The organism is Xanthobacter sediminis (assembly GCF_043195015.1).
Classification (GTDB): Bacteria; Pseudomonadota; Alphaproteobacteria; order Rhizobiales; family Xanthobacteraceae; genus Xanthobacter.
Genome location: NZ_JBAFWH010000011.1, coordinates 147946 through 172654, shown reverse-complemented (window position 1 = coordinate 172654; position 24709 = coordinate 147946). Strand labels below are relative to the sequence as shown.

At 65.4% G+C, this 24709-nt stretch carries 20 protein-coding genes; 9 read left to right on the top strand and 11 right to left on the bottom strand.

Translation table 11 applies throughout. The annotated features are described in order from the left end of the window. Together V5F61_RS15670 and V5F61_RS15665 are read right to left on the bottom strand one after the other, a co-directional pair. Window positions 1-2466 (bottom strand): beta strand repeat-containing protein (locus V5F61_RS15670; protein WP_393989607.1); only part of this gene is annotated, 2466 nt, incomplete at its 3' end. A gap of 310 nt (window positions 2467-2776) precedes the next feature. Next, the gene (locus tag V5F61_RS15665) at window positions 2777-4924 is read right to left on the bottom strand and encodes a sensor histidine kinase (RefSeq protein ID WP_393989608.1); all 2148 of its coding nucleotides are present in this window, start codon (window positions 4922-4924) and stop codon (window positions 2777-2779) included. Between the two features lie 14 nt (window positions 4925-4938). Here V5F61_RS15665 and V5F61_RS15660 point away from each other — a divergent pair, with 14 nt between their 5' ends. Further along, window positions 4939-5694 (top strand): response regulator transcription factor, encoded by a 756-nt coding sequence (locus V5F61_RS15660; protein WP_393989609.1) that lies wholly within the window; start codon window positions 4939-4941, stop codon window positions 5692-5694. 124 nt (window positions 5695-5818) lie between these two features. Here V5F61_RS15660 and V5F61_RS15655 read toward each other — a convergent pair whose 3' ends face one another. From V5F61_RS15655 to V5F61_RS15620, 8 genes are all read right to left on the bottom strand, one after another. Continuing rightward, the gene (locus tag V5F61_RS15655; RefSeq protein ID WP_393989610.1) at window positions 5819-7471 is read right to left on the bottom strand and encodes a GMC family oxidoreductase; all 1653 of its coding nucleotides are present in this window, start codon (window positions 7469-7471) and stop codon (window positions 5819-5821) included. A gap of 14 nt (window positions 7472-7485) precedes the next feature. Further along, a complete protein-coding gene (locus tag V5F61_RS15650; protein WP_393989611.1) occupies window positions 7486-8328 on the bottom strand; it encodes an amidohydrolase family protein in 843 nt (280 codons plus the stop codon). A gap of 59 nt (window positions 8329-8387) precedes the next feature. After that, window positions 8388-9137, bottom strand: a complete 750-nt coding sequence (locus tag V5F61_RS15645; protein WP_393989612.1) for an SDR family NAD(P)-dependent oxidoreductase — start codon at window positions 9135-9137, stop codon at window positions 8388-8390. Between the two features lie 113 nt (window positions 9138-9250). Then, window positions 9251-10207, bottom strand: coding sequence for an aliphatic sulfonate ABC transporter substrate-binding protein (locus tag V5F61_RS15640; protein WP_393989613.1), 957 nt, complete (start codon window positions 10205-10207; stop codon window positions 9251-9253). A 26-nt stretch (window positions 10208-10233) separates the two neighbouring features. Further along, entirely contained in the window at window positions 10234-11022 is a 789-nt protein-coding gene (locus V5F61_RS15635) for an ABC transporter ATP-binding protein (RefSeq protein WP_393989614.1), read from the bottom strand. A 9-nt stretch (window positions 11023-11031) separates the two neighbouring features. Beyond that, complete coding sequence (locus V5F61_RS15630; RefSeq protein WP_393989615.1) at window positions 11032-11853, bottom strand: ABC transporter permease; 822 nt, start codon at window positions 11851-11853, stop codon at window positions 11032-11034. Further along, window positions 11850-13103 (bottom strand): LLM class flavin-dependent oxidoreductase, encoded by a 1254-nt coding sequence (locus V5F61_RS15625; protein WP_393989616.1) that lies wholly within the window; start codon window positions 13101-13103, stop codon window positions 11850-11852. The genes V5F61_RS15630 and V5F61_RS15625 overlap by 4 nt, the downstream gene beginning before the upstream one ends. 3 nt (window positions 13104-13106) lie before the next feature. After that, window positions 13107-13973: an LLM class flavin-dependent oxidoreductase gene (locus V5F61_RS15620; protein WP_393989617.1), complete on the bottom strand. Its 867-nt coding sequence runs from the start codon at window positions 13971-13973 to the stop codon at window positions 13107-13109. 589 nt (window positions 13974-14562) lie between these two features. On the opposite strand from V5F61_RS15620, the gene V5F61_RS15615 reads away from it, so the two are divergent. The 8 genes from V5F61_RS15615 to V5F61_RS15580 all read left to right on the top strand — a co-directional run bounded on the left by V5F61_RS15615 (window position 14563) and on the right by V5F61_RS15580 (window position 23881). Then, a complete protein-coding gene (locus V5F61_RS15615) occupies window positions 14563-16134 on the top strand; it encodes an ABC transporter substrate-binding protein (RefSeq protein WP_393989688.1) in 1572 nt (523 codons plus the stop codon). A gap of 63 nt (window positions 16135-16197) precedes the next feature. Beyond that, window positions 16198-17151 carry an ABC transporter permease gene (locus tag V5F61_RS15610; protein ID WP_393989689.1) on the top strand — a complete coding sequence of 318 codons (954 nt, stop codon included), beginning with the start codon at window positions 16198-16200 and terminating at the stop codon, window positions 17149-17151. 1 nt (window position 17152) lies between these two features. Then, entirely contained in the window at window positions 17153-18055 is a 903-nt protein-coding gene (locus V5F61_RS15605; RefSeq protein WP_393989618.1) for an ABC transporter permease, read from the top strand. A 2-nt stretch (window positions 18056-18057) separates the two neighbouring features. After that, the gene (locus V5F61_RS15600; protein ID WP_393989690.1) at window positions 18058-19149 is read left to right on the top strand and encodes an ABC transporter ATP-binding protein; all 1092 of its coding nucleotides are present in this window, start codon (window positions 18058-18060) and stop codon (window positions 19147-19149) included. Further along, a complete protein-coding gene (locus V5F61_RS15595) occupies window positions 19146-20132 on the top strand; it encodes an ABC transporter ATP-binding protein (RefSeq protein WP_393989619.1) in 987 nt (328 codons plus the stop codon). The genes V5F61_RS15600 and V5F61_RS15595 overlap by 4 nt, the downstream gene beginning before the upstream one ends. Beyond that, window positions 20129-20839 carry a GntR family transcriptional regulator gene (locus V5F61_RS15590; RefSeq protein WP_393989620.1) on the top strand — a complete coding sequence of 237 codons (711 nt, stop codon included), beginning with the start codon at window positions 20129-20131 and terminating at the stop codon, window positions 20837-20839. The genes V5F61_RS15595 and V5F61_RS15590 overlap by 4 nt, the downstream gene beginning before the upstream one ends. Window positions 20840-20961: 122 nt before the next feature. Further along, window positions 20962-22551: a gamma-glutamyltransferase family protein gene (locus V5F61_RS15585; RefSeq protein WP_393989621.1), complete on the top strand. Its 1590-nt coding sequence runs from the start codon at window positions 20962-20964 to the stop codon at window positions 22549-22551. Window positions 22552-22834: 283 nt separating this feature from the next. After that, on the top strand, window positions 22835-23881 hold the full coding sequence (locus V5F61_RS15580; protein ID WP_393989622.1) for a bile acid:sodium symporter family protein: 1047 nt from the start codon (window positions 22835-22837) through the stop codon (window positions 23879-23881). Window positions 23882-24098: 217 nt separating this feature from the next. On the opposite strand, the gene V5F61_RS15575 is transcribed toward V5F61_RS15580, so the two are convergent. Then, window positions 24099-24701 carry an alkylhydroperoxidase domain protein gene (locus V5F61_RS15575; protein WP_393989623.1) on the bottom strand — a complete coding sequence of 201 codons (603 nt, stop codon included), beginning with the start codon at window positions 24699-24701 and terminating at the stop codon, window positions 24099-24101. Between the last annotated feature and the right edge of the window lie 8 nt (window positions 24702-24709).

Sequence of the window (24709 nt, the reverse complement as noted above, 5' to 3'; positions counted from 1 at the left end):
CAGCTTCTCCAGCTTGCCGGCGCCCGAGATGACACCGCCGAAGATCTGCTCGTCGGAGCGATTGAACACGAGCGTGCCGTTGTTCACCACATCGCCCGTTATGGAGCCAGAGGTGCCGCCGGTGCCGATCTGCAGAGTGCCCGCCGAAATGGTGGTGCCGCCGGTATAGCTGTTTTCGCCGAACAGGATCAGCCGGCCGTCACCGGTCTTTTCGAGGCCGTCGGTGCCGATAATCGCGACGGAGATGCCGGCGGTCGAGAAGGCCCCCGCCACATTCACCTTCGGCTGTGCCGTCGCATTCGCCAGGGTGAGGTTGTCGCCCACGGCGTTGGGCGCGATCTGGTAGCCCGAGGTGGCGAACTCAAGCCCCTTGGCGACGATAGCGCCTGCGGTCGTGTCCACCCGAACGATGCCGGACGTACCCGCGAACACGGCGCGTTTCCCGTCGCTCCATGCCACGTGGCTGGTTCCGCCGGCATTGGTCCAGTTCGTGGTGCCGGAAGCCGACCAGACGCCGAAGCCGCCGACCACCGACGATGTGCCGCCGTCCGTGGTGGCCCCGTTCCAGTAGAGCGACGGGGTCGCCACCTCAAGAAGCAGCAGATGGTTCGCCGTGTCGACGCTGACCGTGTAGTCGAAATCCGATGGCCCGGTGACACTCGCGAATCCGGAGCCGGCGATCACGGTGCCGCCATAACTGGCCAGCGTGTAGGTGCCCTCCGTCAGCCCGCCACCGTCGTCGATGGTGAGCGTACCCTTGTACGACAGATCGCTCTGAACCGAGATCAAGGTGGTCGTCGGCGCGCCGAGTTTGGCCACGGTGCGCGATCCATCCTTCAGGCTCAAGTCTCCGAAAAGGCTGATCCCCGTCCCGCCGGACACCGCATTCAACAGCAATATGCCGCCGCTGTTCACGGTTAGCGAACCCCGGATGGCCTGGGTGGCGAAGGTGCCATTGGTCAACCCGCCCCCGTCGTTCACAGTGACGGAGCCGCGAAGCGTGGCCGCAGCAGAGGCACCAAGCTTCAACATTCCACTGTCGACTCTCCAGGCGATATTGGTGGTGCCGGCCTGGGATCCGACCACGGTCCACGCGTTGCCACTTTGGCTGCTGGTAACCGCAACAGTTTCAAAAGACTGAAACTGGGCGCTGACGCCTGTGCCGCCATCGAGTTTGCTCAAGTCGAACTGGCCCCCGGAACCGGAGAGCTTGAGCGTATCCGTGCCGCCACCAACCACATTGCCGTTGATCGTGGCATAGGAGGTGCCGCTGCCTATCAGTATCAGGCTATTCGATCCACTGGTGAAGTGGATCGCGCTGGCCCGCGTCGCGTTATTGCCGCTGACGCCGCCGGACACGATTGACCCCGCGCTGAGGAGCACATCGAGGTCGTTGCCCGCGATGCCGACGCCGCCCGCCCCCGCCAAGCCGCCGCTGACGCCAATGCCGCCGTCTCCGCCCCGCACCTGCGCTAAGTCGTCCAGGAGGAGCGTGACCGTCTCACCCACGCTGGTGTTCACGACATAGATGCCGCTACCGCCCGCACCGCCAAAGCCGCGCGTACCGCTTGCACCGCCTGCACCGCCCGTCACCTGCGCATTGATCCGAGCCGACGCCGCCGCGGAACTGGAGATGAAAAGGGCGCCGCCGCCCGTGCCGCCCATGCCGCCGAGGGCGAGGGCGCCGCCCGGCGTCCCGCCAGCGCCACCCACGCCGCCGGTGGCAGAGGTCATCAGCGTGCCCAGATTGCCTGTACCGACGACGATGGCGCCAAATCCGCCGCCACCACCACCACCACCGCCGCCGTTGGCGGTGGTGGTGGTGCCGCCGTTGCCACCCTTCCCGCCTGCGCCACCCAGCACATTGTAGGTAGGCAGCAACAGCCCCATATAGTCATGTATGCCGCCGCCGCCGCCGCCGCCGCCGCTGCCAGCCGCGCCATTGGAACCAATCGAGCCAAAGACGGGATCGCCGCCAAGACCACCCGCACCGCCGCCACCGCCTCCCGCGCCGCCAGCGCCGGCGGAGTCACCGCCGGCGCCACCCGCGCCGGAGGTGCTTGCCGAACCCGCCCCTCCCTGGCCCGAGATGCCGTCATAGCCCGCACTGCCCGAGCTGCCCGCGCCACCGCCGCCGCCGCCGCCGCCGCCACCGCCGCCGCCGCCACCGCCGCCGCCGCCGCCCTGGCCACCGCCAGTACCGCCGGCGCCACCGGCCTCGGCGGGAATCAAAATCCCCCCAGGCGCCGAGAGCGCGGGTGTGGCCACCGCCAGCGAGAGGGCCAGAACCGGGACCAAGGCCGAGCTGAGCAGCAGACCACTCCGCACGGAAGACCTCTCGGTGGCAGCATGTGCCGGGATGACGAAGCCCACGTAGCCATCAAGCTTCCGCTTTCCGCCCAGAACATTCCCCCGCACCATGACTTCCCCCAAGCTTCGCCCCACCGGCACCAGGACACGCGCCATCAGGCACGTCTTTGCGAACGTGCGGCTCAGGGCATGACCGCGCCCACGCAAGTCAAGGGGGAGTATATGTAAGTCTCTGGAAACGAATAGAAATCAATTGTTACGAATGTAACGCTCGGCAACGAATGTAACAAAAACCGTTGCCCCAGCATCACACCACCAGCCTAATCGTGCAGCCATGCGATGCACGACAGGGCACGCACCCCGGGGGACATCGCGAAATTTGCCCGCTGGCACTCACGCTGATTCCATGGAAAATATAACGAAGCGGGATATCTTCCCGCATGGGACAGGTGTGGAGCGCGAATACTCAGGCGCCTTGCAGCGGCAGGGCCATTCGAACGCAGGTTCCCTCGTCCTCGACGCTGTCGATATCCACCCACCCGCCATGGGCCGCGGCGATCTTCGCGACCAGCGGCAGGCCCATTCCGGTGCCGTCAGCCCTGCCGGTATTGGAGCCGCGGAAGGCGCTGTCGAACACATGCGGCAGATCCGCTGCGGGAATGCCGATGCCCTGATCCTGTACCGAAATGACGACGCCGCCCTCAGCGCTGGCCTTGAGCGCCAGGGTCACCGCCGCCCCGCCCTTGATGGCCGTGTATTTCACGGCGTTTTCCAGAAGGTTCAGGACCGCCAGCTCAAGCATGCTAGCATCCGCGCGGATGCGCATGTTGGCAACCGCCAACGGCATGTCGAGCCGGATATCCGGGCTATTGAGAAGGTCGCGCGCCCGCTGGTGCGCCGCCAACAGCACCACACCAAGCGCCACCTGGGCGAATTGCGGACGAAAGGAGGCGCCTTGCAGTAGGCTGCGCTCCAGATTGACCTCAAGAATTCCGACCAGCCAGCTAATCGACCGGCGCACCCTCTCGATGCGGGTGCGGTTCGCCGCGTCGTCGCCCGCCAGGGAGAGGCCGATGCTGTCGATGTCGGTGCGAATGGCGGCAAGCGGTGTGCGGTATTGGTGCGAGACAACCTCCATGAAACGCACCTGCTGCCGCTGAGACTGCTGCTCCGCCCTCAGGGCATCCTCGGCAACGCCGCGCGCGGCCACCAGTTCGCGTGTTCGCTCCTCGACCAGCCCCTCCGCGATCCGCTCGGCCTTCTGCGCCTCCTGGAGCAGGCTGTCCGTCATACTGCGGCTCAAGGCCTCGGCGGCACGCAGCCGCACGGCCAGTGCTCCGGTCAGCAGCATGGTCTGCACCAGCCCAGCGACACCGTAACTGTTGTGCACCCAGTTCGGGACCCCGGCCACGCCGAACCGTTGCAGCATGGACAGGAGGATGCCGATGAAGATGGCGGTAAAGGCCGCCGCCGTCAGCCGGCTCGCTGCCCCCTCACTGTTGGCGTAGCGCAGTCCGACGACCATGTTGAGCGCCCCGACAAGAATGCTGAGCGACGCGCCGAAGCTGCCGAAGGCGGAGCCCTGTTCCAGAAAGGCGCGCAATACGCCGACGGCGCCGGTGATGGCGATCCCGAGGTAGAGCCGGTGCAGCCATGTGCTCCGGCGCTTCAGAGCGAGGATGCGGTCGTAGGCGAGCGCGCTCGCCGCGAGACCGGCCCAGGCGTTGAAGCCAAGAAAAATGTTGTTGGCCGCACCGTTCGTGGGAAACAGATAGACGTGGCTGTAGCCGAGATTACCGAAATAAATGAGCATGATCCCGAGCGTGCTGAATGCCAGCAACGGATACTCCGCTTTCCTGTCGAAGTAGAAAAAAACAAATTGAATTATGCATAAAGCGCCCATCGCCCCAAACCAGACGCCGAATACGCTTACCTTTGCTACGCTCTCGTAGGAGTATGTGTCTGCTGGAGTGAGGGAAATATTAAGATGAACAGACGATGTTGGACTGACGATTCGAATAAACGCCATCGTCGTTTTTCCGACCGCGAATTCCAGCAGCACAGCCTCCTCGATATTGGATAGGCCGTTACGAGATGGCGTGCGGCGATCACCCGCGTCATATCGTGTGTAATCCTGCGCCCGCCCGCCCATGCCGGGCATGGCCGTGTAGACATCGATGAGATCGAGGAAATTGGGCGACAGCGAGAGCACGCCCTGCGCATTGTCTGCAGCGGGCAGCGACAACCGCACCCAGGCCGCATGTCGAATGTAACCGAAATTGATGCCATCACCGACGACAGGGCGAAAGGCCGCCTGTCGCTCCGGTTCGAGAATATCCGCGAGCGACAGGGCGGATGATTCATCCTCCAGAATGGCGATATGGCCTTTGAGAGCAGGAAGTCCAGCCGGGCCGGACAGGTCGTTCGCCTGAGCGGCCGCCGGAAAAAAGAGCAGCGCCAGGAGCGAGAACAGCGGCAGACGCTGCGCCCAGACACAGAAAGCCTTCTCGCAACGATGGCCCGCCGAGCGAAACACGGAACGAACCCCGCCCACTTGTGCCAATTCCAGCACCCCTGATATGGTCGCCCACGAAAAGCAGGAATAATCAAGCATAATCGTGGATTGTGATGCAAGCGTTGACGACGGAAAAGGACCGCGCCACCGAGCTTCGGCCGAGCATCATTCTCGTCGAGGATAATGAGGTCCTGCGGCAGAGTATTGCCGAATACATGCGCCTACGTGGTGCGGATGTGACCGAAGCCGCCTCCGGAACGGAGTTCCACGAACTCTTGCTAAAAGATCATTATGACATCGCAATTCTTGATGTGAACTTGCCAGACACGAGCGGATTTGAGCTGGCAGCCCAGCTCTCAGCGCGCGACGACATGGGTATCATCATGCTGACCGCCCGTGCCCGGCGCGACGACCGGATACACGGCTATCAGCAGGGCGCGGACCTCTACTTTACAAAGCCGGTCGACAGCGCGGAACTGGCCGCCGCGATCACCAACCTCACCCGCCGCGCGCGGAAATCTGACACATTGAGGACCGCACTCCCCGCGGCCGAGGCCCCTCCGGCCGCGCAGCACCTCGTGCTGGACCGCCGGCGACATATGCTGCAGGCCCCGGAGGGCGCATACGTCAGGCTCTCGGTGCGCGAAACCCTCTTCCTCGAATATCTGGCGCAGCGGCCGGGAACGACGGTGTCGCGCAACGATATCGCGGCCATATTCGGCAAGACGGAGCTGTCGGCGGAGAGTCGCGTGATCGATGCCGCGCTCACGCGTCTCCGAACGAGATTTCGCGCGGCGGAATTGGAGCTGCCCATTCAGGTTATATACAATGCCGGCCTTCGCCTGACGCGCCCTATTGAGCTGGTCTGATCATCATTTTTGTGCGGAAGAAAACACCCCTCAGATTTAGAGTGAGAAATAAAAAATTATGTAATTATTTAATTTTTAAAAATTGTTATACATAATTTATTACAATCATGTGCCCAACCATAGCCTATGACGGCACATGTTCAGAAACGGCACCGAGGCTATGATCGGACTTTATAATTGCCGCGGCTTTCTCGCCGATCATCACTGCCGGCGCGTGCGTGTTGGACGATGGCATGGTGGGCATGATCGCGGCATCCGCGACGCGGAGGCCCGCAATGCCGATAACCCTGAGCTTGGAATCCACCACGCTCAGGGTGTCCACCCCCATCTTGCAGGTACCGATGGGATGATACGAGCTCAAGCCGGTTGAACGCGCCCAATCGAGAAGCTCGTCATCGCGCCCCAGCGGCTCGAACGCCGGATCCACGGATCGGACGAAATCCCTGAAAGCATTGTCTGCCACAATCTTACCGATCAGGCGGAGAGCGCCGATGGTCGAGCGGATATCATCCTCATGCCGCAGGTAATTGGCGGAAATCTCGGGTGGAGCGTCCGCGTCATTGATCCGAATATGGCATGACCCTGCCGATTCCGGCCGCAATACAAAATTCGACAAGCTGAACCCTGGCATTGAATCCAGGCGCGTGCTGATGTTTCCGGTGGAATGTCCGGCGCTATATTGCAGCAATTGAATCTTTACATCGGCGCGATCAAGGTCTGGCCGTGTTTTCGCCCAGGCATGTGCTGTCGCACCGATGATCGACAGCGGGCCACCACGCTGCCGCAGCCACTGCCAGCCTGCGTTCAATTTCCAGAACAGGCTGTGCTGGACATCGTTGAGCGTACCGCGGAAATGGGTGTGATATCCGATCCGCGAATTCAGATGGTCGCGCAAATTCTCGCCGACGCCGGGCCGATGCAGGAACGTGGCAACGCCGGCCCGCTGAAGTATGTCATGATTGCCGATACCCGAAAGCTCCAGCAGTTTGGGAGAGTGGATCGCGCCGCAGGAAATGACCACTTCGCGTCCACAATACGCAGTATTCAAGCCGCTGCGCGTGCGATACTCGACACCAACAGCCTTCGCGCCATCGAAGATGATCCGCGTTGCAAGAGCATTCTCGCGAATGACCAGATTGCCGCGCTTGCGCGCGCTATCGAGATAGGCGCGATCCGTCCCGTGTCGAAGGCCGCCGCGCAAGTTGAATTGCAGATAGGCCGCCCCCTCGGAGACCCCCGCATTGTAATCGTCAGGCAGCGGGATCTGCAGATTGCGGCAGGCGGCCAGGAAGGCGCCGGAGAGGTCATCGGCCGGGCGATGGCGAACGACGGAAACATTACCTTTCCGCCCCCTCTGGCCGGGGTTTCCATGCGTATAGGTTTCGCTGCGTCGGAAATGGTCCAGGAGATCGGCGTACGACCACCCCTCACATCCCATGGCCGCCCACCGGTCATACTCTCTGGGATCCCCGCGCACCCAGAGCATGCCGTTGACGAGGGAAGAGCCCCCCATTCCCTTGCCGCGCGGCCACGCCAATGTGCGCCCGTTCAGCCCCGCTTCGGGTTCGGTGGCGAAGTTCCAGACCGCGCGCTTTTGGGCCAGCGCAAACGGGGTCAGGACCGGCAGGCGGAACTTCAAGCCGTTCTCCCACACTCCGGCTTCGAGAAGCAGGACGCGCACGCGGCTCTGCTCGGAGAGCCGCGCGGCGACAACGGCGCCGGCGGATCCTCCGCCGACGACGATGAAATCGAAATGTTCAGCAGTTGGGTCGGACACCGGAATCCTGCTTTCTATAGATCCAGCCCGAAGAGTTCGGCAGTGTTTTTGCCCAGGACTCGCTCCTTCACCGTATCGCTCACCGGCAATTCCAGATGACGCCGGATATGCTCAGCGTGCGGCACCACCGGATAGGCAGTGCCGAACAGGACCCGCTCCTGCCCGAAGGTCTTGATAAGGGCCAGGTAGTCTGCCTCGCCGGGAAGGCCGGGGAAGTAGAGATCCGGCAGCACCCAGACATTGCTTCTCCGGAAGACGACGCCGCAGATCTCCTGAACGTGCGGATAGCCGCCGTGGACCGCCACGATCTTGAGCTGGGGAAAATTCTCCGCGATCCGATCGATGTAGGTCGGATCGCTGAAGCCGATATCCGGGCCGGAACTTCCCCCGCCCATGACGTAGGCGACGAGACCGGCCGACTGAGCCGCCTCGTAGATGGGGAAATTGCTGGGATGGTCGACCGGATGGTGGTTGGCCCCCAGGCCGCTTTCGACGGTCACACCCTTGAGACCGGATTTGACGGCGGCGTCGATGAACGCGCCGGCATCGGTGATGCTGCCCGCATCGGCGCCGGCAAGGCCGGTCAGGTATCCCCCGCTGCCGGCGATCAGCTCGATCAGGGAGGCGGGGTCGCCGCCGCCCAGGGTCGGGTTCGGCGCGCGGGCGGGCACGATGCCGTGCCGAACGCCCGCGCTGCGCATTTCACTCAGAACGACCTGGACGCTCGATGTATCCGGATGTGGAACATGCCCGTAACCGGCCTGACGACGGAAGCCGTGGAGAAAATCCTTCTCATACAGCTTGCTCTCGGTGAACATCCGGATCGGCGGACGGACACGGGCGTCGACAATCAGCATGGTTTTTCCTTTGAGTGATGCCGGGTATTAAGTGAATCCGCCGTTCGCGACGGGTGTCCTCATGCGGCAAGAAAGCCGCCGTCACAGGGAATGATGGCGCCGGTCACATAGTCGGCGGCGTCACTTGCGAGGAATACGGCCAGTCCGGCCACGTCCTCCGGCCGCCCCCAGCGGCCGGCGGGGATGCGCTTCAGGAAATCCGCCACAGCGGCTGGATTGCTGCGCAGCTTCTCCGTGAGCGGAGTGATCATCGCCCCCGGCGCGATGGCATTCACGCGCAGACCCGAGGGCGCCCATTCATTGGAGAGGGTCTGGGTGAGGAGCGCGATGGCGCCCTTGCTTGCCGCATAGGCTGCCGCATTCATGCCGCCCCGAAGGCTGCGGATGGAACCGATGTTGATGATGCGCCCCCATCCCCGGGGCAGCATCACTTCCGCCGCGCGGCGGCTGAGGGCGAACGCCGCCGTCAGGTTGACCTCGATGATCCGGTCCCAGGTCGCAAGCGGCATGGTGATGGACGGCGTGTCATCCCAGACTCCGGCATTGTTGACGAGGATGTCGAGCTCCCCGCCAAGACTGGCCAATGCGGCATCGAAGCCCGCCTGCAACTGCTCCCGGTCGGCGAGATCGGCAGCAACAGACGCGATGCGGGCGCCCGCCGCGCTCAGGCGATCGACGTCGGCGAGGCTTCCGGGACGGTCGATGACCGCCACCTGCGCCCCGGCCGCCAGGAAGCCCTCGACGATACCGAAGCCGAGCCCGCGCCCACCGCCCGTAACGAGCGCCCTGCGGCCTGAGAGAGAAAACATGGGTACGCCTTGAAGAAGATGTTCACCGCAGGCCCGCCGGGCCGCCGCTTGTCCCGGAGATGGCCGTGACAAGCGGCAAGGCGACGGCGACGGGCCGGCGTGGAGAGCGGGCGTCAGCGGGAGGCGGGTGCCGCCACGAACTTCGCCACATCGAACGGCTGGCGAATGAAGCGGTTCTCGAGAAGGAACTTCACGGAGTCGGCGAGTTCGGCCTCATCCGCCTTGGTCACCGGCGGGTTCCAGTCGAAGCGCGCGAAGGCGAGCTGCGCCTGCGCCGGCGTCAGGCCGACCACCGGTGCCAGCACTTCCGCCCCTGCTGCCGGATCGGAGCGCAGGGAATCCGCGCCGCGCTTCACCGCCCGCAAATAGGCTTCGAGCACCTGAGGATGCTTCTCCACGAACGTGGCCGAGGCGACGATGGGATTGAGATTGCTCTTCAGGCCCGCCCCATCCCGCAGGGTGCGCGAGATGCCCTCGCTGTCGAGCTTGGTGAGCAGGGGCTCCCAGACCAGCACCGCATCGACGTCGCCCTTAGTCAGGGCGATGCCCATGTCCTGCAGGCCGAGGTTGATGAATTCGACATCGGAGATCTTGAGACCGGCCTCGCCCAGCACCGCCACCAGCAGCTCATGCACATTGCCGCCGCGCAGGGTCGCGACCTTCTTGCCCTTCAGGTCCTGCACCGTCTTGATCGGGCTGTCCTTCAGCACCAGCAGGGCTTCCGCCTTGGCGCCCTTGCAGGCAAGGCCGACGAGGCGGGTATCGATGCCGTTGGCGAAGGCGACGAGAGCGGGCGTATCGCCGAGGGCGGCGATGTCGATGGCGCCGGACGCGAACGCCTCGTTCACCGGCGGGCCGCCGGCGAACTGGTGCCACTTGACCTCAAGGTCCTTGAAGCCGGCCTTGGCGAATTCTTCTTCCACCCAGCCCTTCTGCTTCGCGAGCAGGATCGCGGAATAGGGCACGAACGGCATGAAGCCGATACGCACGGTTTCCGCGGCGGCGGAAGACGCCCAAAGGGCGGTCACGGCCGCAAGGGCACAGAGGGTTCTGGACAGAATTTTCAGCATGGCATGGTGTTCCTGTCGGGCAAGGGTCAGTGGCCGTGGCGGAAGAACTGGTCATGCAGTTCGTGCCGCAGGCGGGCGAATTCGGCGCTGCCGCGGTCACGCGGATGCGGCAGGTCCACCTGGAACCGGGCCCGGACATGGCCGGGACGGCTGGAGAGCACCACGATCTCGTCGCCGAGATAGATGGCTTCCTCGATGTCGTGGGTGATGAGCACGGTGGTGAGATGCTCGGTTTCGCGGATGCGCAGCACTTCGTCCTGCATCTGCAGGCGGGTCAGCGCGTCGAGCGCGCCGAACGGCTCGTCCAGCAGCAGGAGTTCCGGCTGGTGCGCGAGCGCGCGGGCAATGGCGACCCGCTGCGCCATGCCGCCGGACAATTGCTGCGGGTAGGCATCGCGGAACCCCTCAAGGTCGACCAGCCGCAGCTTCTCCGCGATGACGCGGCGCTTGTCCGCGGCGGACAGCCGGTGCAGGCCGAAGGCGATGTTGCGCTCCACCGTCATCCACGGCACCAGGCGATGGTCCTGGAACACGATGCCGCGGTCGAGCCCCGGCCCCTTGAGCGGCCGGCCGCCGAGTTGCACGGCGCCGCTGAAGTCCGCCTCCAGCCCGGCGATGATCCGCAGCAGCGTGCTCTTGCCGCACCCGCTGGCGCCGATGATGCAGGTGACGCTGCCGTCGGGCACCACGAGGTCGATGTGGTCGAGCGCGCGCACCTCGGCGCCATCCGGCCGCAGGTAGCTTTTGGAAACGCCCCGGACCACCAGCGAATGGTCCGTGTGATCGGCGGTCCGCGCGACGGAGGAAGTGGCCATGGCTGTCCTCTAGAGGCCGTTGAAGCTGTTGCGCCAGCGCACCAGCCGCCGCTCGGCGAAGCGCAGCGCGTCGTCGGTCAGCTTGCCGAGGATGCCGAGTGTGATCATGCCCGCCAGCACCACGCTGGCGTCCGACATCACGCGCCCGTCCATGATGAGGAAGCCGATGCCGCTGGACGCCGCGATCAGCTCCGCTGCCACCACGCACATCCACGACATGGTCACGCCCAGCCTCAGCCCGGTCATGATCTGCGGCATGGCGCCCGGAATCATGACCTCGCGGATGAAGTTGAGGCGCGGCACCTCCAGCACCCGTGCCAGCTCCACATAGCGCGCGTCGGTCTGGCGGACGGCATCGAGGGTGCTGACGAGAATGGGGAAGAAGGCGCCGAGGAAGATGATGAACACCTTGGCGCCCTCGCCGATCCCGAACCACAGGATGGAGAGCGGGATCCAGGCGATGGGCGGGATCGGTTTCAGGATCTGGATGATGAGATCGGCGAGGCGGTTCAGCGGCCGCGCGAGCCCCATCAGAATGCCCAGCGCAAGCGCGAGGAGGGCGGCGATGGAAAACCCCTGAAGCACCCGCGCGCCGCTCACCGCGACATGCACGGCAAGCTCACCGCTGCGCGCCATTTCCCACATGGTGCGGGCAATGGCCAGGGGAGACGGCAACAGCACGGGCCGCACGAACCCGAGGTCGCACAGCGCCTGCCACACCACGAGCAGCACCACCAATGGCCCGACACGCACCGCCGCGTCGGCGAGCACCGTAAACGGCCGGCTGGGAAGGGGACGGGCGCGGGGTGCGCTGGTTGCCTGCTCGCTCATGCGCGCACCGAAGTGTCGAAGCCGGCCGACCTCAGAGAAAGCGGCAGGCCGAGATTGTCCCGGAGGGTTGAGCCGCGATAATCGGCGTCCACGAGACCGCGCCGCCGCAGCAGCGGCACCACCTCGTCGACGAACACGGAGAAATCTCCGGGCAGCTCCTGGGGCATGATCATGAACCCGTCGACGGCCTCCGCGGTAAACCAGGCTTCGATGGTGTCGGCGACCTGTTCCGCGGTGCCGACCACCGACAGATGGCCCCGGCTCCCGGCCAATTGGCCTGCAAGCTGGCGGATCGTCAGCGGCTCCGTGCTGTCCGCGAGGTCGCTGATGACCGCAAACCGGCTCTTGATGCCTTCATAAAGGTCGATGTCCCCGAGCCTTCGGGGCAGGGGCGCGTCGAAATCGAAGGCGGACAGGTCGATGCCGAAGCTGTCGAGCCACGCCAGCGAAGCGGCTGGGACGATCAGGTCGTCCAGCGCCTGCTTCTTCGCGCGCGCTTCAGCCTGCGTCCCCGCGATCGTGGGGGCGAGCCCGAGGACGATCCGTATCGAGTTGGGATCGCGACCGTGCGCCACCGCCCGCGCACGCAGATCGCGGCGAAAGGCCTGGGCGTGGGACATGTCCCATTGGGCGCTGAACACCACTTCGGCGAAGCGGGCGGCGAAATCCCTCCCGTCCGGCGAGGAACCCGCCTGCACCAGCACCGGACGACCTTGAACCGGACGCGGCACGGGCGCCTCGCCCGGCGCCTCGGCAATGCCGTCCCACAGGGCGAGAACGCGGCTCGTGGCCTCCGCGCCCAGGCGATAACGCTCACGGTGGGGGATCGGCGCGGCAAAGCCGTAGTTGGCCGCCGCGGCGAGGTCGCCGGAGGTCACGATATTCCAGGCGGCGCGCCCGCCGGTGACGCCGTCGAGCGTGGCGAAGGTCCGGGCGATCTCGACCGGATCGGCAAAAATGGCCGAGCCGGTGGCGATGAAGCCGAGATTGCTGGTGGCGCGGGCGATGGCGGCGAACAGCGTCACCGGCTCCAATTCCCACCGGGGACTGTATTTCACCGCCGGGTTGAAGGCGAAGAAGTCAGCCATGAACATCGCATCGAAACGCCCCTTCTCGGCGATGCGGGCGATCTCGGCATAGTAATCGGGGCTGTGGATGCGCTCGGGCTGCGCGCCGGGCGTGCGCCACGCGGCCTCATGATGGCCGCAGAGCAGCGGATTGACGAACAGCGCGAGACGACGTCGATCCATCGCTTACACCCGACGTTCCGACGCGACCGAGGCGAAACGCCCCGAAGGGCGCCTCAGGCCAAGGGCCGCGCGCGGGCTGTCACGGGCGATGGACGACTGCGAAAGCGGCAAGCCCTCGGACGCCAGCGCGACGCCAGCCGGAGTGGCCTCGGCCCGTCGGAGGAAGCCGTCCGGCACCCCGGTCTCTGACCAGCGATGCGAGAGCGTTTCGCTTTGACCGGATGGCGCCCCGGCGATCCTGATGGGCCGGTCCGGTGCCGGCGCGCCCTTCGACGCCGTCCCGGTATCGGAGGGCAGCAGAACGACGTCCGCGACACTCAGGTCCGGGTCAACGCTCTCCGCCATCTCACGGACGAGGACCGGGCGGCCTTGCGGCGGGCGCGGGATATCAAGGGGACCGGCGACGCGGAAGGCAGCGCCGGCATGATCGAGGCGATGCACCTTGCCAAGGTCGACATAGAGCCCGCGCGCCTTGTCATAGAGCTGCGCGTCGTCGTCCCAGCTGTCCCAAAGATCGGAAACGACGGTGATGAATTCATTCATGCGCGCGGCGGCTTCCGCGCCTTGCGCGCGTGTCGTCGGCTTCCAGGCCGCGCGAGCGCTCGATACGTGATCGAGGGAGGCGAGGCAGCGGGCGAAGTCGTAAGGCGGCGTGCGGTCCACGTCCACCACCGCGGCGAGGCCGATGCGGGTGGTGCGCGCCGCAATGGCTGCCAATGCCGTGATCGGGTCGTAGGGGCAACCTGGACCGCCGATGATGGTCATCGTCCATCCGCGGGCTTCGGCGGCCTCGGAAGCGGAGAGAAGCGTCTCGATGCTTGTGCCGGAATAGCCTTCAAAAGCTATGGCGAACACGGGATTGGCACTCATCACGCCCTGCGATTCCGGTTGGAGCTTCCATCCCGCGCGCGCCGCCTGCGATGCCCGGCTGCGGAAACCTCTGAATGCTGCCGTCTAATCAAATACATATATTATGTCAAATTATCATGGCGCCTCCAGAGCCGACATCTCCCCTCGCGGCGCGCGCTGACGCGAAACGGCCTTCCAGCGAGCGGCAGGGCTTCAGTTCAGGCCCCCGTGCCCCAGCAGCCTTCCGACAGCACGTCCGAACTCTCTCCAAGGACGATGGCGGCCCCCTCGGCCGCACGGCACGTCCCATTCTCAGCCGTGGGCAGCCACGTGGATTGCATCCAATATCATCGGGAAAATGCCATGAAACACCACAATTGCATGCAAACTAAGCACGCACCATTCGCGCATGGCCGACGCCAGGACGCGGGCAGAAACCATACATTTTCATATGAAGATGCTGTTATTCCGGAGGGTTCGAAAATACATCCGTTGCCGGCTCGCGAATGGCACACTGCATGCAAACTCCATGGCAGCAACCTGCGTGGAGATGGACGATATGCGTGGACGTAAGCGAGTGGCGGGCTGGTTGGCAGCCGTGCCCGTTGCCATGATGCTGTGTGGCAGCGCCTATGCGGAAACTGTTGCCCGCTACGGCATCTCAATGGCCGATATTCCCCTCACCACCGGCCAGCCGGACCGTGGCGCGGGCGCCTACCAGTTCACCGGCCACACCCTGTATGACCCGCTGATCGCCTGGGAAGCCAATGTGGGCGACCGCCCCGGCAAGCTGGTGCCCGGCCTTGCCACCGCGTGGGAGGTGAACCCGGCCGACCAGACCAAGTGGGTCTTCACCCTGCGTGATGGCGTGAAGTTCCACGACGGCTCCGACTTCAACGCCGATGCGGTGATCTGGAATCTCGACAAGGTTCTCGACAGCAAGTCCCCGCAGTTCGATGCCAAGCAGGCCGCGCAGGTGGTGCCGCGCATTCCCTCCATCGCCTCCTATCGCAAGATCGGCGACAACAAGATCGAGATCACCACCAAGGCGGTGGACGCGCTCTTCCCCTATCAGCTGCCGTGGTTCCTCATTTCCAGCCCCGCCCAGTGGGAGGCCGTGGGCCGCGACTGGAACAAGTTCGCCAGCACCCCTTCCGGCACCGGCCCCTTCAAGCTGGACAAGCTGGTGCCGCGCGAGCGGGCGGACCTCGTGAAGAACGACGCCTACTGGAATGAAAGCCGCAAGGCCAAGACCGACCGCATCGTGCTGCTGCCCATTCCCGATGCCATGACCCGCGCCAATGCGCTGCTCACCGGCCAGGTGGACATCATTGAAACCCCGCCGCCGGATGTGCTGCCCCAGCTGAAGGCCAACGGCTTCTCCATCGTCCAGAACGTCACCCCCCATGTGTGGCCCTACCACTTCTCCACGCAGGAGGGTTCTCCCTGGGCGGATATCCGTGTGCGCAAGGCGGCCAACCTTGCCGTCGACCGCGCCGCCGTCGTGGCGCTGCTGAGCGGGCTCGCCACCCCCGCCAAGGGACAGGTGGATGTCACCAGCCCGTGGTTCGGCAAGCCCGAATTCGACATCAAGTATGACCCCGCGGCCGCCAAGGCCCTGATGAAGGAAGCCGGATACAGCCCGGAAAAGCCACTGAAGGCCAAGGTCATCATCGCCCAGGGCGGCACGGGGCAGATGCTCTCCCTGCCGATGAATGAGTTCATCCAGCAGAGCCTCGCGGAAATCGGCATCGATGTCGAGTTCGAGGTGGTGGAGCTGGAAAATCTCTACCTGCACTGGCGCGCCGGTGCCAAGAACGAGATGAATGCCGGCAAGAACATCACGGCCATCAATCTCGGCTACGTCACGGCAGACCCCTTCTACGCCATCACCCGCTTCGCCTATTCGGGTTATGTGGCGCCCAAGGGCGTGAACTGGGGCGGCTATTCCAACCCCAAGGTCGATGCGGCCATCGAGAAGATCCAGACCACCTTCGACACGAAGCAGCAGGATGCGCTGCTGGCCTCCGTTCACCAGCAAATGGTCGACGACGCCCTGATGCTCTGGGTGGTGCATGACGTGAACCCGCATGCGCTTTCGCCCAAGGTGAAGCAGTTCATCCAGGCCCAGCACTGGTTCCAGGACCTCACCACCATCGGCATGGAAACGGCCAAGAAGTGATCTCCCGCCCGTGACCGAGACGGGGCCGGCGTCCACCGCGCCGGCCCCATGAGGAAAGCTGTCATGCTGCTCTATGTGCTGAAACGCATTCTGTATTCTATTCCCATTGCTCTTGGCGTGACGGTCATTTCCTTCATGCTGGTGTATCTGGCGCCGGGCGACCCGCTCAACGCCATCGCGCCGGCAGATGCGCCCGAGGAGGTCATCAACGCCCTGCGTGAAAGCTATGGGCTCGATCGACCGGTGGTCGTCCAATATGCGCTGTGGCTGCTGCACGCCGTGCAGGGAGACCTCGGCACCTCCATCGCCTCCGGCCGGCCGGTGGTGGCGGAAGTGATGAAGGCGGTGGCCAACACCCTGCTGCTGGCGGGCGTGGCAGCGCTCATCGGCGTGGTCAGCGGCTGCATCCTCGGGGCCATCGCCGGCTATTATCACGGCGGCTGGATCGATCGCATGGCAACCGGGTCTTCCGTGATCGGCGTGTCCATTCCCCACTACTGGCTCGGGCTGGTACTCACCATCTGCCTGTCCATCTGGCTGCCCATCTTCCCGGCCATGGGCGCGGGCCCCGGCGGGTCCGCCTCCTGGCAATTCGACTGGGAGCACATCCGCTATCTGGTGCTACCGGCGCTCACCCTTGCGGTCATTCCCATGGGCATCATCACCCGCACGGTCCGGGCGCTGGTTTCCGACATGCTCCAGCAGGAATTCGTAACGGCGCTGCGCGCCCGCGGCCTCTCCGGGCGGCGCATCTTCCTCCACATCATCAAGAACACCGCGCCGACGGTGCTGGCGGTGGCGGGCCTGCAGGTGGGCTACCTGATGGGCGGCTCCATTCTGGTGGAAACCGTCTTTGCGTGGCCCGGCACGGGCTTCCTGCTGAATGCCGCGATCTTCCAGCGCGATATTCCCCTGCTGCAGGGCACCATCCTGGTGCTGTGCATGTTCTTCGTGGTCCTCAACCTGCTGGTGGACATCCTGCAGCCCCTGATCGATCCCCGCATGGGGAGAGCCTGACATGACCGCCCTGACCCAACTTCCCGTCGCCGCCCCGGTCCCACCCGTCGAGGCGGCACCGCCCAGCCGCAGCTACTGGGCCATGGTGTGGCAGCGCCTGAAGCGCGACCGCATGGCCTGGATCAGCGGCGCCGTGCTGGTGCTCATCATCGGCGCCGCGCTTCTCGCTCCGTGGATCTCGCCGGCAGATCCCTACAAGGGCTCCATGATCCGCCGTCTCCAGCCCATCGGCACCACGGGGCACCTGCTCGGCACCGATGAGTTGGGACGCGACATGCTCACCCGCCTCATGCACGGCGGGCGCCTCTCGCTGCTGATGGGAGTGGTGCCGGTGCTGGCCGCCTTCGTCTTCGGCTCGCTCATCGGCGTGTTCGCGGGCTATGCGGGCGGGCGGGTCAACATGCTCATCATGCGCTCGCTGGATGTCTTCTACGCCTTCCCCTCCGTGCTGCTGGCGGTGGCGATTTCCGGTGCGCTCGGCTCGGGCATGAGCAACTGCCTGATCGCGCTCACGCTGGTGTTCGTGCCCCAGGTCGTGCGCGTGGCGGAAAGCGCCACCACCCAGGTGCGCAAGCTCGATTACATCGAGGCCGCGCGCATGAGCGGCGCGGGGGCCCTCACCATCATCCGCGTGCATGTGCTGGGCAATGTGCTGGGGCCGGTGTTCGTCTACACCACCGGCCTGCTCTCGGTGAGCATGATCCTGGCCTCGGGCCTGTCCTTCCTCGGCCTTGGCGTGAAGCCGCCGGAGCCCGAATGGGGGCTGATGCTGAACACGCTGCGCTCGGCCATCTACAGCAACCCCTGGGTTGCCGCCCTGCCCGGCCTGTTCATCTTCGCCACCTCCATCGCCTTCAACCTGCTGGCCGACAGCGTGCGCTCCGCCATGGACATCCGGGCATGATGATGCAGCCTCACACTCCCCAGCCGCCGGTGGCCGCGCAGCCGCAGCCCGCGTTCGCGAACGAGGATCGCGGCGGACCGGCCCAGCCCCTGCTCATTGTGGAAGGGCTCACCAAGCACTTCCCCGTGCGCGGCAGCTTCCTCTCCCGCGAGAAGCGGGTGGTGCATGCCGTAGACGGCGTCAGCTTCTCCGTCCCCAAGGGCAAGACCCTCGGCATCGTGGGGGAATCCGGCTGCGGCAAGTCCACCACCGCGCGCCTCATCGCCCATCTCATGAAGGCCGACTCCGGCGAGATGATCTTCGATGGCGAAACGCTGGCGGACTTTCGCAAGATCAGCCACAAGGAATTCCGGCGCAGCCTGCAGATGGTGTTCCAGGATTCCTTCGCCTCGCTCAACCCGCGCCTGACCATTGCCGAGACCATCGCCTTCGGGCCGCGCGTGCATGGCATGGGGGCGGCGCAGGCCATGAAGCTGGCGCGGGACCTGCTGGCCCGCACCGGCATGGAGCCCGGCCAGTTCGCGAACCGCTACCCGCATGAGCTTTCCGGCGGCCAGCGCCAGCGGATCAATATCGCCCGCGCCCTGGCCTTCGACCCGCGCCTCGTCATCCTGGATGAATCCGTCGCCGCGCTCGACAAGTCCGTTCAGGCGCAGGTGCTGAACCTGCTGCAGGAGCTGAAGGCCGAGCGCAACCTCACCTATCTGTTCATCTCCCACGACCTGCACGTGGTGCATTACATCTCCGATCTGGTGATGGTGATGTATCTGGGGCAGGTGGTGGAATCGGGCCCGGTGGAGCGCATCTACAGCCACGCCGCGCATCCCTATACGCGCGCCCTGCTCTCCGCGGTGCCCTCCATGGATCCGGATCACCGCACGGAGGCGCCGCCCCTGAGCGGCGATCCACCCAACCCCATCAATCCGCCCAGCGGCTGCCGCTTCCGCGACCGCTGCGCCTTTGCGGAGGAGGTGTGCGCCGCCCGCGCACCGGCCTTGATGCAGGTGGGAAATGACGGCGAGCACCGCGCCGCCTGCCACATGAATGATCCCGCCTCCGGCCACAGCGCCGCCTCGGGGAGACTGTCCGCATGAACGCGCCCCTGCTGTCCATTCAGGATCTCACCGTGCGCTTCGAGGGCGCGCGCACCGCCAGCGCCCTCAACAGCGTGAATATCGAGCTGAGCAAGGGCGAAGTGCTGTGCCTGCTGGGCGAATCCGGCTCCGGCAAGAGCGTGACCCTGCGCACCCTGCTGCGCCTGCACCCGGAAAAGCGCACCCGCATCAATGGCCGCATCACCATGGATGGCGATGATGTGCTGGCCCTGCGCGGAAGGGCGCTGGAGCAGTATCGCGGCGGCAAGGTCTCCATGATCTTTCAGGAGCCGGGACTCGCGTTCGATCCGGTCTACACCATCGGCCGGCAGATCAGCGAGGCGGTGCAGGCTCATGAGAAGGTCTCCGCCGAAGCTGCGCGCGCGCGCGCTCTGGAGATGCTGGAGCATGTGCAGATTCCCCAGGCCCGCCAGCGTCTTGATGCCTATCCGCACGAGCTTTCCGGCGGCATGCGCCAGCGCGCCATGATCGCGCTCGCCCTTTCCTGCCGCCCGCAACTGCTGCTGGCGGATGAACCCACCACCGCGCTCGATGCCACCGTGCAGATCCAGGTGCTTCTGCTGCTGCGACAGTTGCAGCGGGAAACCGGCATGTCGATGATCTTCGTCACCCACGACATCGCCGCAGCAGTGGAGGTCGCGGACCGCGTCGCCGTCATGTATGCCGGGCGCATCGTGGAGGAAGGGCCCGTGCGCGAGATCGTGCGCGCGCCCCGCCACCCCTACACGCAGGGCCTGCTGGCGGCCACAGTCGGCCCGGAGGATCGCGGCAAGCCGCTGGCCGCCATTCCCGGTTCCCCGCCGGATCTGGCCCGCCTGCCCGCCGGCTGTTCCTTCGCCCCGCGCTGCGCCCTGGCGGATGATCGCTGCCGCAGCCAGGTGCCGCCACGCACCCGGACGACACAGGGCACCGTGAGCTGCTGGCCGATGGCGCAGGCGCTTGAGACGGAGGCAACACCATGAGCGAGCTGCGTTCCAAGCCCGCCCGCAACCGCGGCAACCTTGCCGACGAGGTGAGCCAGCGCATCGCCGATGAGATCGTCGTCGGGCAGCTCGAACCCGGCACGCGGCTCGATGAAGTCTCGCTGGCGGAGCGCTACCAGGTCTCGCGCACGCCCATTCGCGAGGCCCTGAAAAAGCTCTCCAGCATGGGGCTTGTGGAAACGCGCCCCAATCGCGGGTCCATCGTCACCAGCCTCTCCATCAGCCAGCTCGACATGGCCTTCGAGGCGATCGGCGAGCTGGAGGCCGCATGCGCGCGCCATGCCGCCGTACGCATGAGCGCGGATGAGCTGCAGGAACTGGCCGCCATTCATGATGCCAACCGGGCGGCCCTTCACGCCGGCGACATCGACCAGTATGACGAGGCCAACCGCGCCTTCCACAACAGCATTCTGCGGGGCTGCCACAACAGCATATTGATTGAGCAGATCACCAGCCTGCACAATCGCGTGGCGCCGTTCCGCCGGTCGCAATTCCGCAATCTCGAGCGCATGGGGGCCTCCTTCGAGGAGCATTGCGCCATCATCGATGCCATCCTGAAGCATGATGGCAGCACGGCCTATCGCGAGATGCGCGCCCACCTTCTGGCCGCCCGCAATGCGGCCACCCTCACAACTGCTGCCTGGACCGCGCCGGTGCCGGGAAAGCTGAGCGCCACCGCATGGTGACGCCCAGTCTCTGCCCCGCTCCATTCAAAAAGAGAGAAGCCTCCACATGCTGAGCGGCAGGATTTTCCCTGCGCGAACTCACATCCACTTCGTTTGAACATGCCTGGGCTTAAAGAAACCAGATGAACCCGATCCTCGGCACCAGCGGGGCCGTTGTCGCGCCCCATGCTCTCGCGTCACAGGCCGGCCTCGACATTCTGCGCGCGGGGGGCAACGCCATCGAAGCCACCATCGCGGTGGCGGCGACTCTGGCGGTGGTCTATCCGCACATGACCGGCATCGGCGGCGACGGTTTCTGGCTGCTGCACGCACCCGGCGCGCCCATGCAGGCCGTCGATGCCTGCGGGGCGGCAGGCGCACATGCCACGCCCGCGCTCTATGAGGGGCACAGCGCCATTCCCTGGCGCGGCCCGCTGGCGGCCTGCACGGTGGCCGGCACCATCTCCGGCTGGGGGCGGGCCTATGAACACAGCCGCAGCGCCTGGGGCGGCAGGCTGCCCTTCTCCCGCCTGCTGGAAAGCGCCATCCATTATGCCCGTGCCGGCTTTCCCGTCACCCGCAGCCAGGAAGCCAATACGCGGGCCAAGCGGGCGGAGCTGGAGCCGCAGCCGGGCTTTGCCGAAGCCTTCCTGCCCCATGGGGACGTGCCGGCCTATGGCACGCGCCACCATTTGCCCGTCCTTGCCGACACGCTGGAGCAGCTTGCCCGCGCCGGCGCGCAGGATTTCTACACCGGAGACCTCGCGCGCAGCATCGGCGCGGATCTGGACGCGGTGGGCAGCCCCGTCACGCTGGCAGACCTGAACGCACACCGCGCCGCGCTGAAGCCGGCATTGGAACGGGAGATCAGCGCCGGGCGGATCTTCAACATGCCGCCGCCCACGCAGGGCCTCGCGTCCCTGCTCATCCTGTCCATTTACGATCGCATCCGCCAGCCGGGATGGACGCCCGACACGGCCGCCGGCATCCATGCGCTGGTGGAAGCCACCAAGCAGGCCTTCCTGCTGCGCGACCGTCATGTCGGCGATCCCGCCCTGATGGAGATGGACCCCGCCCGCCTGCTGGACGAGGCGACGATCGCCGCCTGCGCCGCCGCCATTTCGCCGCAACGGGCCAGCCCCTGGCCGGCTCCGGTTTCCGACGGCGACACCACGTGGATGGGCGTGATCGACCGCGACGGGCGCGCGGTGAGCATGATCCAGAGCATCTATTTCGAATTCGGCTCCGGGGTGGTGCTGCCGCGCACCGGCATCGTCTGGCAGAACCGCGGCTGCGCCTTCGATCTGGCTCCGGGCCGGCTGCGCACGCTCGCACCGGGGCGCAAGCCTTTCCATACGCTGAACCCGGCCATGGCCCGGCTGAAGGATGGGCGGCTGCTCGTCTATGGCACCATGGGCGGGGAAGGCCAGCCACAGACCCAGGCCGCCGTGTTCTCCCGTTACATCTGGGGCGGGCACGATATCCGCGCCGCGGTGGCAGCCCCGCGCTGGCTTCTGGGGCGCACATGGGCCGAGGCCAGCACCAGCCTGAAGCTCGAAGCGCGCTACCCGGAAGAGACCATCGAAACCCTGCGCGCCCTGGGCCACCCGGTGGAAGTGGTCGCGGCGTTCGACGAGCGCATGGGCCATGCCGGCGCGCTGGTGCTGCACCCGGAAGGCTGGATCGAGGGCGGAGAAGATCCGCGCAGTGACGGCAGCGTCGCAGCATGGTGATGCCGCACGCCACCCAATGGAGTCAGCCTTAGATGAAGCAGAACCCACTTCGAAACATACCGAAGCACCATAGAAGAACCAGGCTTCATTGAAGAATGACCGGACATGGCAGGCATGACGCATACGCTTCGGCGCAGCGCCAGCCAGGCCATCAGCAGAACCCCACGGACCGGTCTCGGCCCGTCATCTCAGGCAGCCGTCAGGCTGCATGGCCCAAGCCAGAGAAACACGGTCCTGAAGGGCGCAGGCCCGGCTGGTTTCTCTGCCATTTGTTTTGAGCATCATGCTGGCGCGCTACAAGATCGATCCGTTTCTATTGTCCCTCGTCATCGTCGTGGTGCTGGCGCTGCTATGGCCGGCTCCGGGCGTGACGGGCGGTCCGCTCCATGCCGACAAGGCCGCCAACTGGGGCATCGCCATCGTCTTCTTCCTCTACGGCATCTCCCTGCCCACGAAGAAGCTCATTCAAAGCGCGACCCGCTGGAAGCTGCATCTGCTGGTGCAGCTCGCCACCTTCGTGGTGTTTCCGCTCGTGGTGATGCTCGCGATGCCTCTGCTGCGCAGCATCTTTCCCGAAGATGTGACGACGGGGTTCTTCTTCCTCGCCGCCCTGCCCTCCACCGTCTCATCCTCGGTGGCCATGACCTCGCTGGCGCGCGGCAATGTGCCGGTGGCCATCTTCAATGCCTCCGTGTCCAGCCTCATCGGCGTCTTCGTCACCCCGCTGCTCATGGCCTGGTATCTCCACGCGACAGGTGAAGGCCTGGCGCTGGGAGATGTCATTCTCAAGCTGGTGATCATCGTCATCGTGCCGCTGGTGATTGGGCAGTTGCTACGGCCCCCGCTGCTGAAGGTCGTGGAAAAGCACCGCGCCATCGTCAAGATCGCGGACCGCGCGGTGATCCTCGCCATTGTCTACAACGCCTTCTGCGACAGCGTGGCTGCGGGCCTGTGGAGCAACCGCAGCCCCACGCTTCTGGTGGAAATCGCGGTCGGCTCGGCCCTGCTGTTCGCGGTGGTGTATCTGCTCATGCTGCTGGTCTGCCGCGTGAGCGGATTTGACCGGGCGGATACGGTGGCGGTGACCTTCTGTGGCTCCAAGAAATCCCTGGCCACGGGCCTGCCCATGGCCACCGTGATGTTCGCCGCCCTGCCGCAGATGTCCCTCATCATCACGCCGATCATGATCTACCACTTCCTCCAGCTCATCATCGTGAGCTTCCTGGCCGGCCGCCATGCCTCCCACGCCGCACGGCAGGAAGCGCTGGAGAAGGAGATGGAGAATGAAGCGACACTTCTGCCGGGCCGGGAAAGTGATGCTTCCCGCTGACGGCGTTCAGATGTGAGAAAATGAGCGAATATTATAGGTCACGCGTAGGCCAGACGATCATTCAAAATCGAAAATGCCGTCTTGAATTTCTGTAGATGAGCGGAATTCCCGGACACTCAACGCAAATGCCCGAGATTTCCATTCTCGGGCATTCCGTTAAGCCCGGCGCAGCGCATGATCGAAACGGAACCAGCACCGCGCAAGGACCAGGGCTGCATCACGGGGCCGGGGTCGGCTCGCCCAGGGAGAGCATCAGCCGGTTGGCCCAGTTGAAGAAGGCGGCAGCGTGGATGATGTCGGATATTTCGGCATCGTCGAACCCCGCCTCCCGCAGTTGCGCCACATGGGCCGAGGTGAAAGCCGGCGGCGTTGCCGTGAGCACCGCGGAGGCTGCGGCGATGGCCGCCCAGCGCGGATCGAGGGGTGCTGCGAGGCCGATGTCGAGGAGTCGCTGCACCGCGTCCGGCTGCTTGGAGAACTGCGCGGCGAAACGCGAATGCACCGACGCGCAGAAGATGCAGCCATTGGTGCGGGAAACCGCGGTGGCCGCGAGTTCCCGGTCGGCACGGGGCAGGCCGTCCTTAGTATTGTAGAAAATGTCCTTGTCGGTGCGGGTGCGCGCCTCAAGGATGTCGGGGTCGCGCGCCAGCAGCATGAAATAGGGCGACTTCGCCCGCGACGGATCCACCAGCGCCGTGTGGTGGCGGTCCGTGAGGTCGGCCTCGGGCAGCGGCTCCAGCCAGGGCGTCCAGCCGATATGGGCCTGGGTGAAGACGTGGGGCGGGTTTTCCACCGCCGGCTCGATCACGCGTTCGGTCATGGGTCGGA

What these genes read in the sequence shown, in the direction of transcription:
- V5F61_RS15665 (WP_393989608.1), bottom strand. Translation starts at nt 4,924, where the DNA reads ATGCTTGATTATTCCTGCTTTTCGTGGGCGACCATATCAGGGGTGCTG.
- V5F61_RS15660 (WP_393989609.1), top strand. Translation starts at nt 4,939, where the DNA reads ATGCAAGCGTTGACGACGGAAAAGGACCGCGCCACCGAGCTTCGGCCG.
- V5F61_RS15650 (WP_393989611.1), bottom strand. Translation starts at nt 8,328, where the DNA reads ATGCTGATTGTCGACGCCCGTGTCCGTCCGCCGATCCGGATGTTCACC.
- V5F61_RS15645 (WP_393989612.1), bottom strand. Translation starts at nt 9,137, where the DNA reads ATGTTTTCTCTCTCAGGCCGCAGGGCGCTCGTTACGGGCGGTGGGCGC.
- V5F61_RS15640 (WP_393989613.1), bottom strand. Translation starts at nt 10,207, where the DNA reads ATGCTGAAAATTCTGTCCAGAACCCTCTGTGCCCTTGCGGCCGTGACC.
- V5F61_RS15635 (WP_393989614.1), bottom strand. Translation starts at nt 11,022, where the DNA reads ATGGCCACTTCCTCCGTCGCGCGGACCGCCGATCACACGGACCATTCG.
- V5F61_RS15630 (WP_393989615.1), bottom strand. Translation starts at nt 11,853, where the DNA reads ATGAGCGAGCAGGCAACCAGCGCACCCCGCGCCCGTCCCCTTCCCAGC.
- V5F61_RS15625 (WP_393989616.1), bottom strand. Translation starts at nt 13,103, where the DNA reads ATGGATCGACGTCGTCTCGCGCTGTTCGTCAATCCGCTGCTCTGCGGC.
- V5F61_RS15620 (WP_393989617.1), bottom strand. Translation starts at nt 13,973, where the DNA reads ATGAGTGCCAATCCCGTGTTCGCCATAGCTTTTGAAGGCTATTCCGGC.
- V5F61_RS15615 (WP_393989688.1), top strand. Translation starts at nt 14,563, where the DNA reads ATGATGCTGTGTGGCAGCGCCTATGCGGAAACTGTTGCCCGCTACGGC.
- V5F61_RS15610 (WP_393989689.1), top strand. Translation starts at nt 16,198, where the DNA reads ATGCTGCTCTATGTGCTGAAACGCATTCTGTATTCTATTCCCATTGCT.
- V5F61_RS15605 (WP_393989618.1), top strand. Translation starts at nt 17,153, where the DNA reads ATGACCGCCCTGACCCAACTTCCCGTCGCCGCCCCGGTCCCACCCGTC.
- V5F61_RS15600 (WP_393989690.1), top strand. Translation starts at nt 18,058, where the DNA reads ATGCAGCCTCACACTCCCCAGCCGCCGGTGGCCGCGCAGCCGCAGCCC.
- V5F61_RS15595 (WP_393989619.1), top strand. Translation starts at nt 19,146, where the DNA reads ATGAACGCGCCCCTGCTGTCCATTCAGGATCTCACCGTGCGCTTCGAG.
- V5F61_RS15590 (WP_393989620.1), top strand. Translation starts at nt 20,129, where the DNA reads ATGAGCGAGCTGCGTTCCAAGCCCGCCCGCAACCGCGGCAACCTTGCC.
- V5F61_RS15585 (WP_393989621.1), top strand. Translation starts at nt 20,962, where the DNA reads ATGAACCCGATCCTCGGCACCAGCGGGGCCGTTGTCGCGCCCCATGCT.
- V5F61_RS15580 (WP_393989622.1), top strand. Translation starts at nt 22,835, where the DNA reads ATGCTGGCGCGCTACAAGATCGATCCGTTTCTATTGTCCCTCGTCATC.
- V5F61_RS15575 (WP_393989623.1), bottom strand. Translation starts at nt 24,701, where the DNA reads ATGACCGAACGCGTGATCGAGCCGGCGGTGGAAAACCCGCCCCACGTC.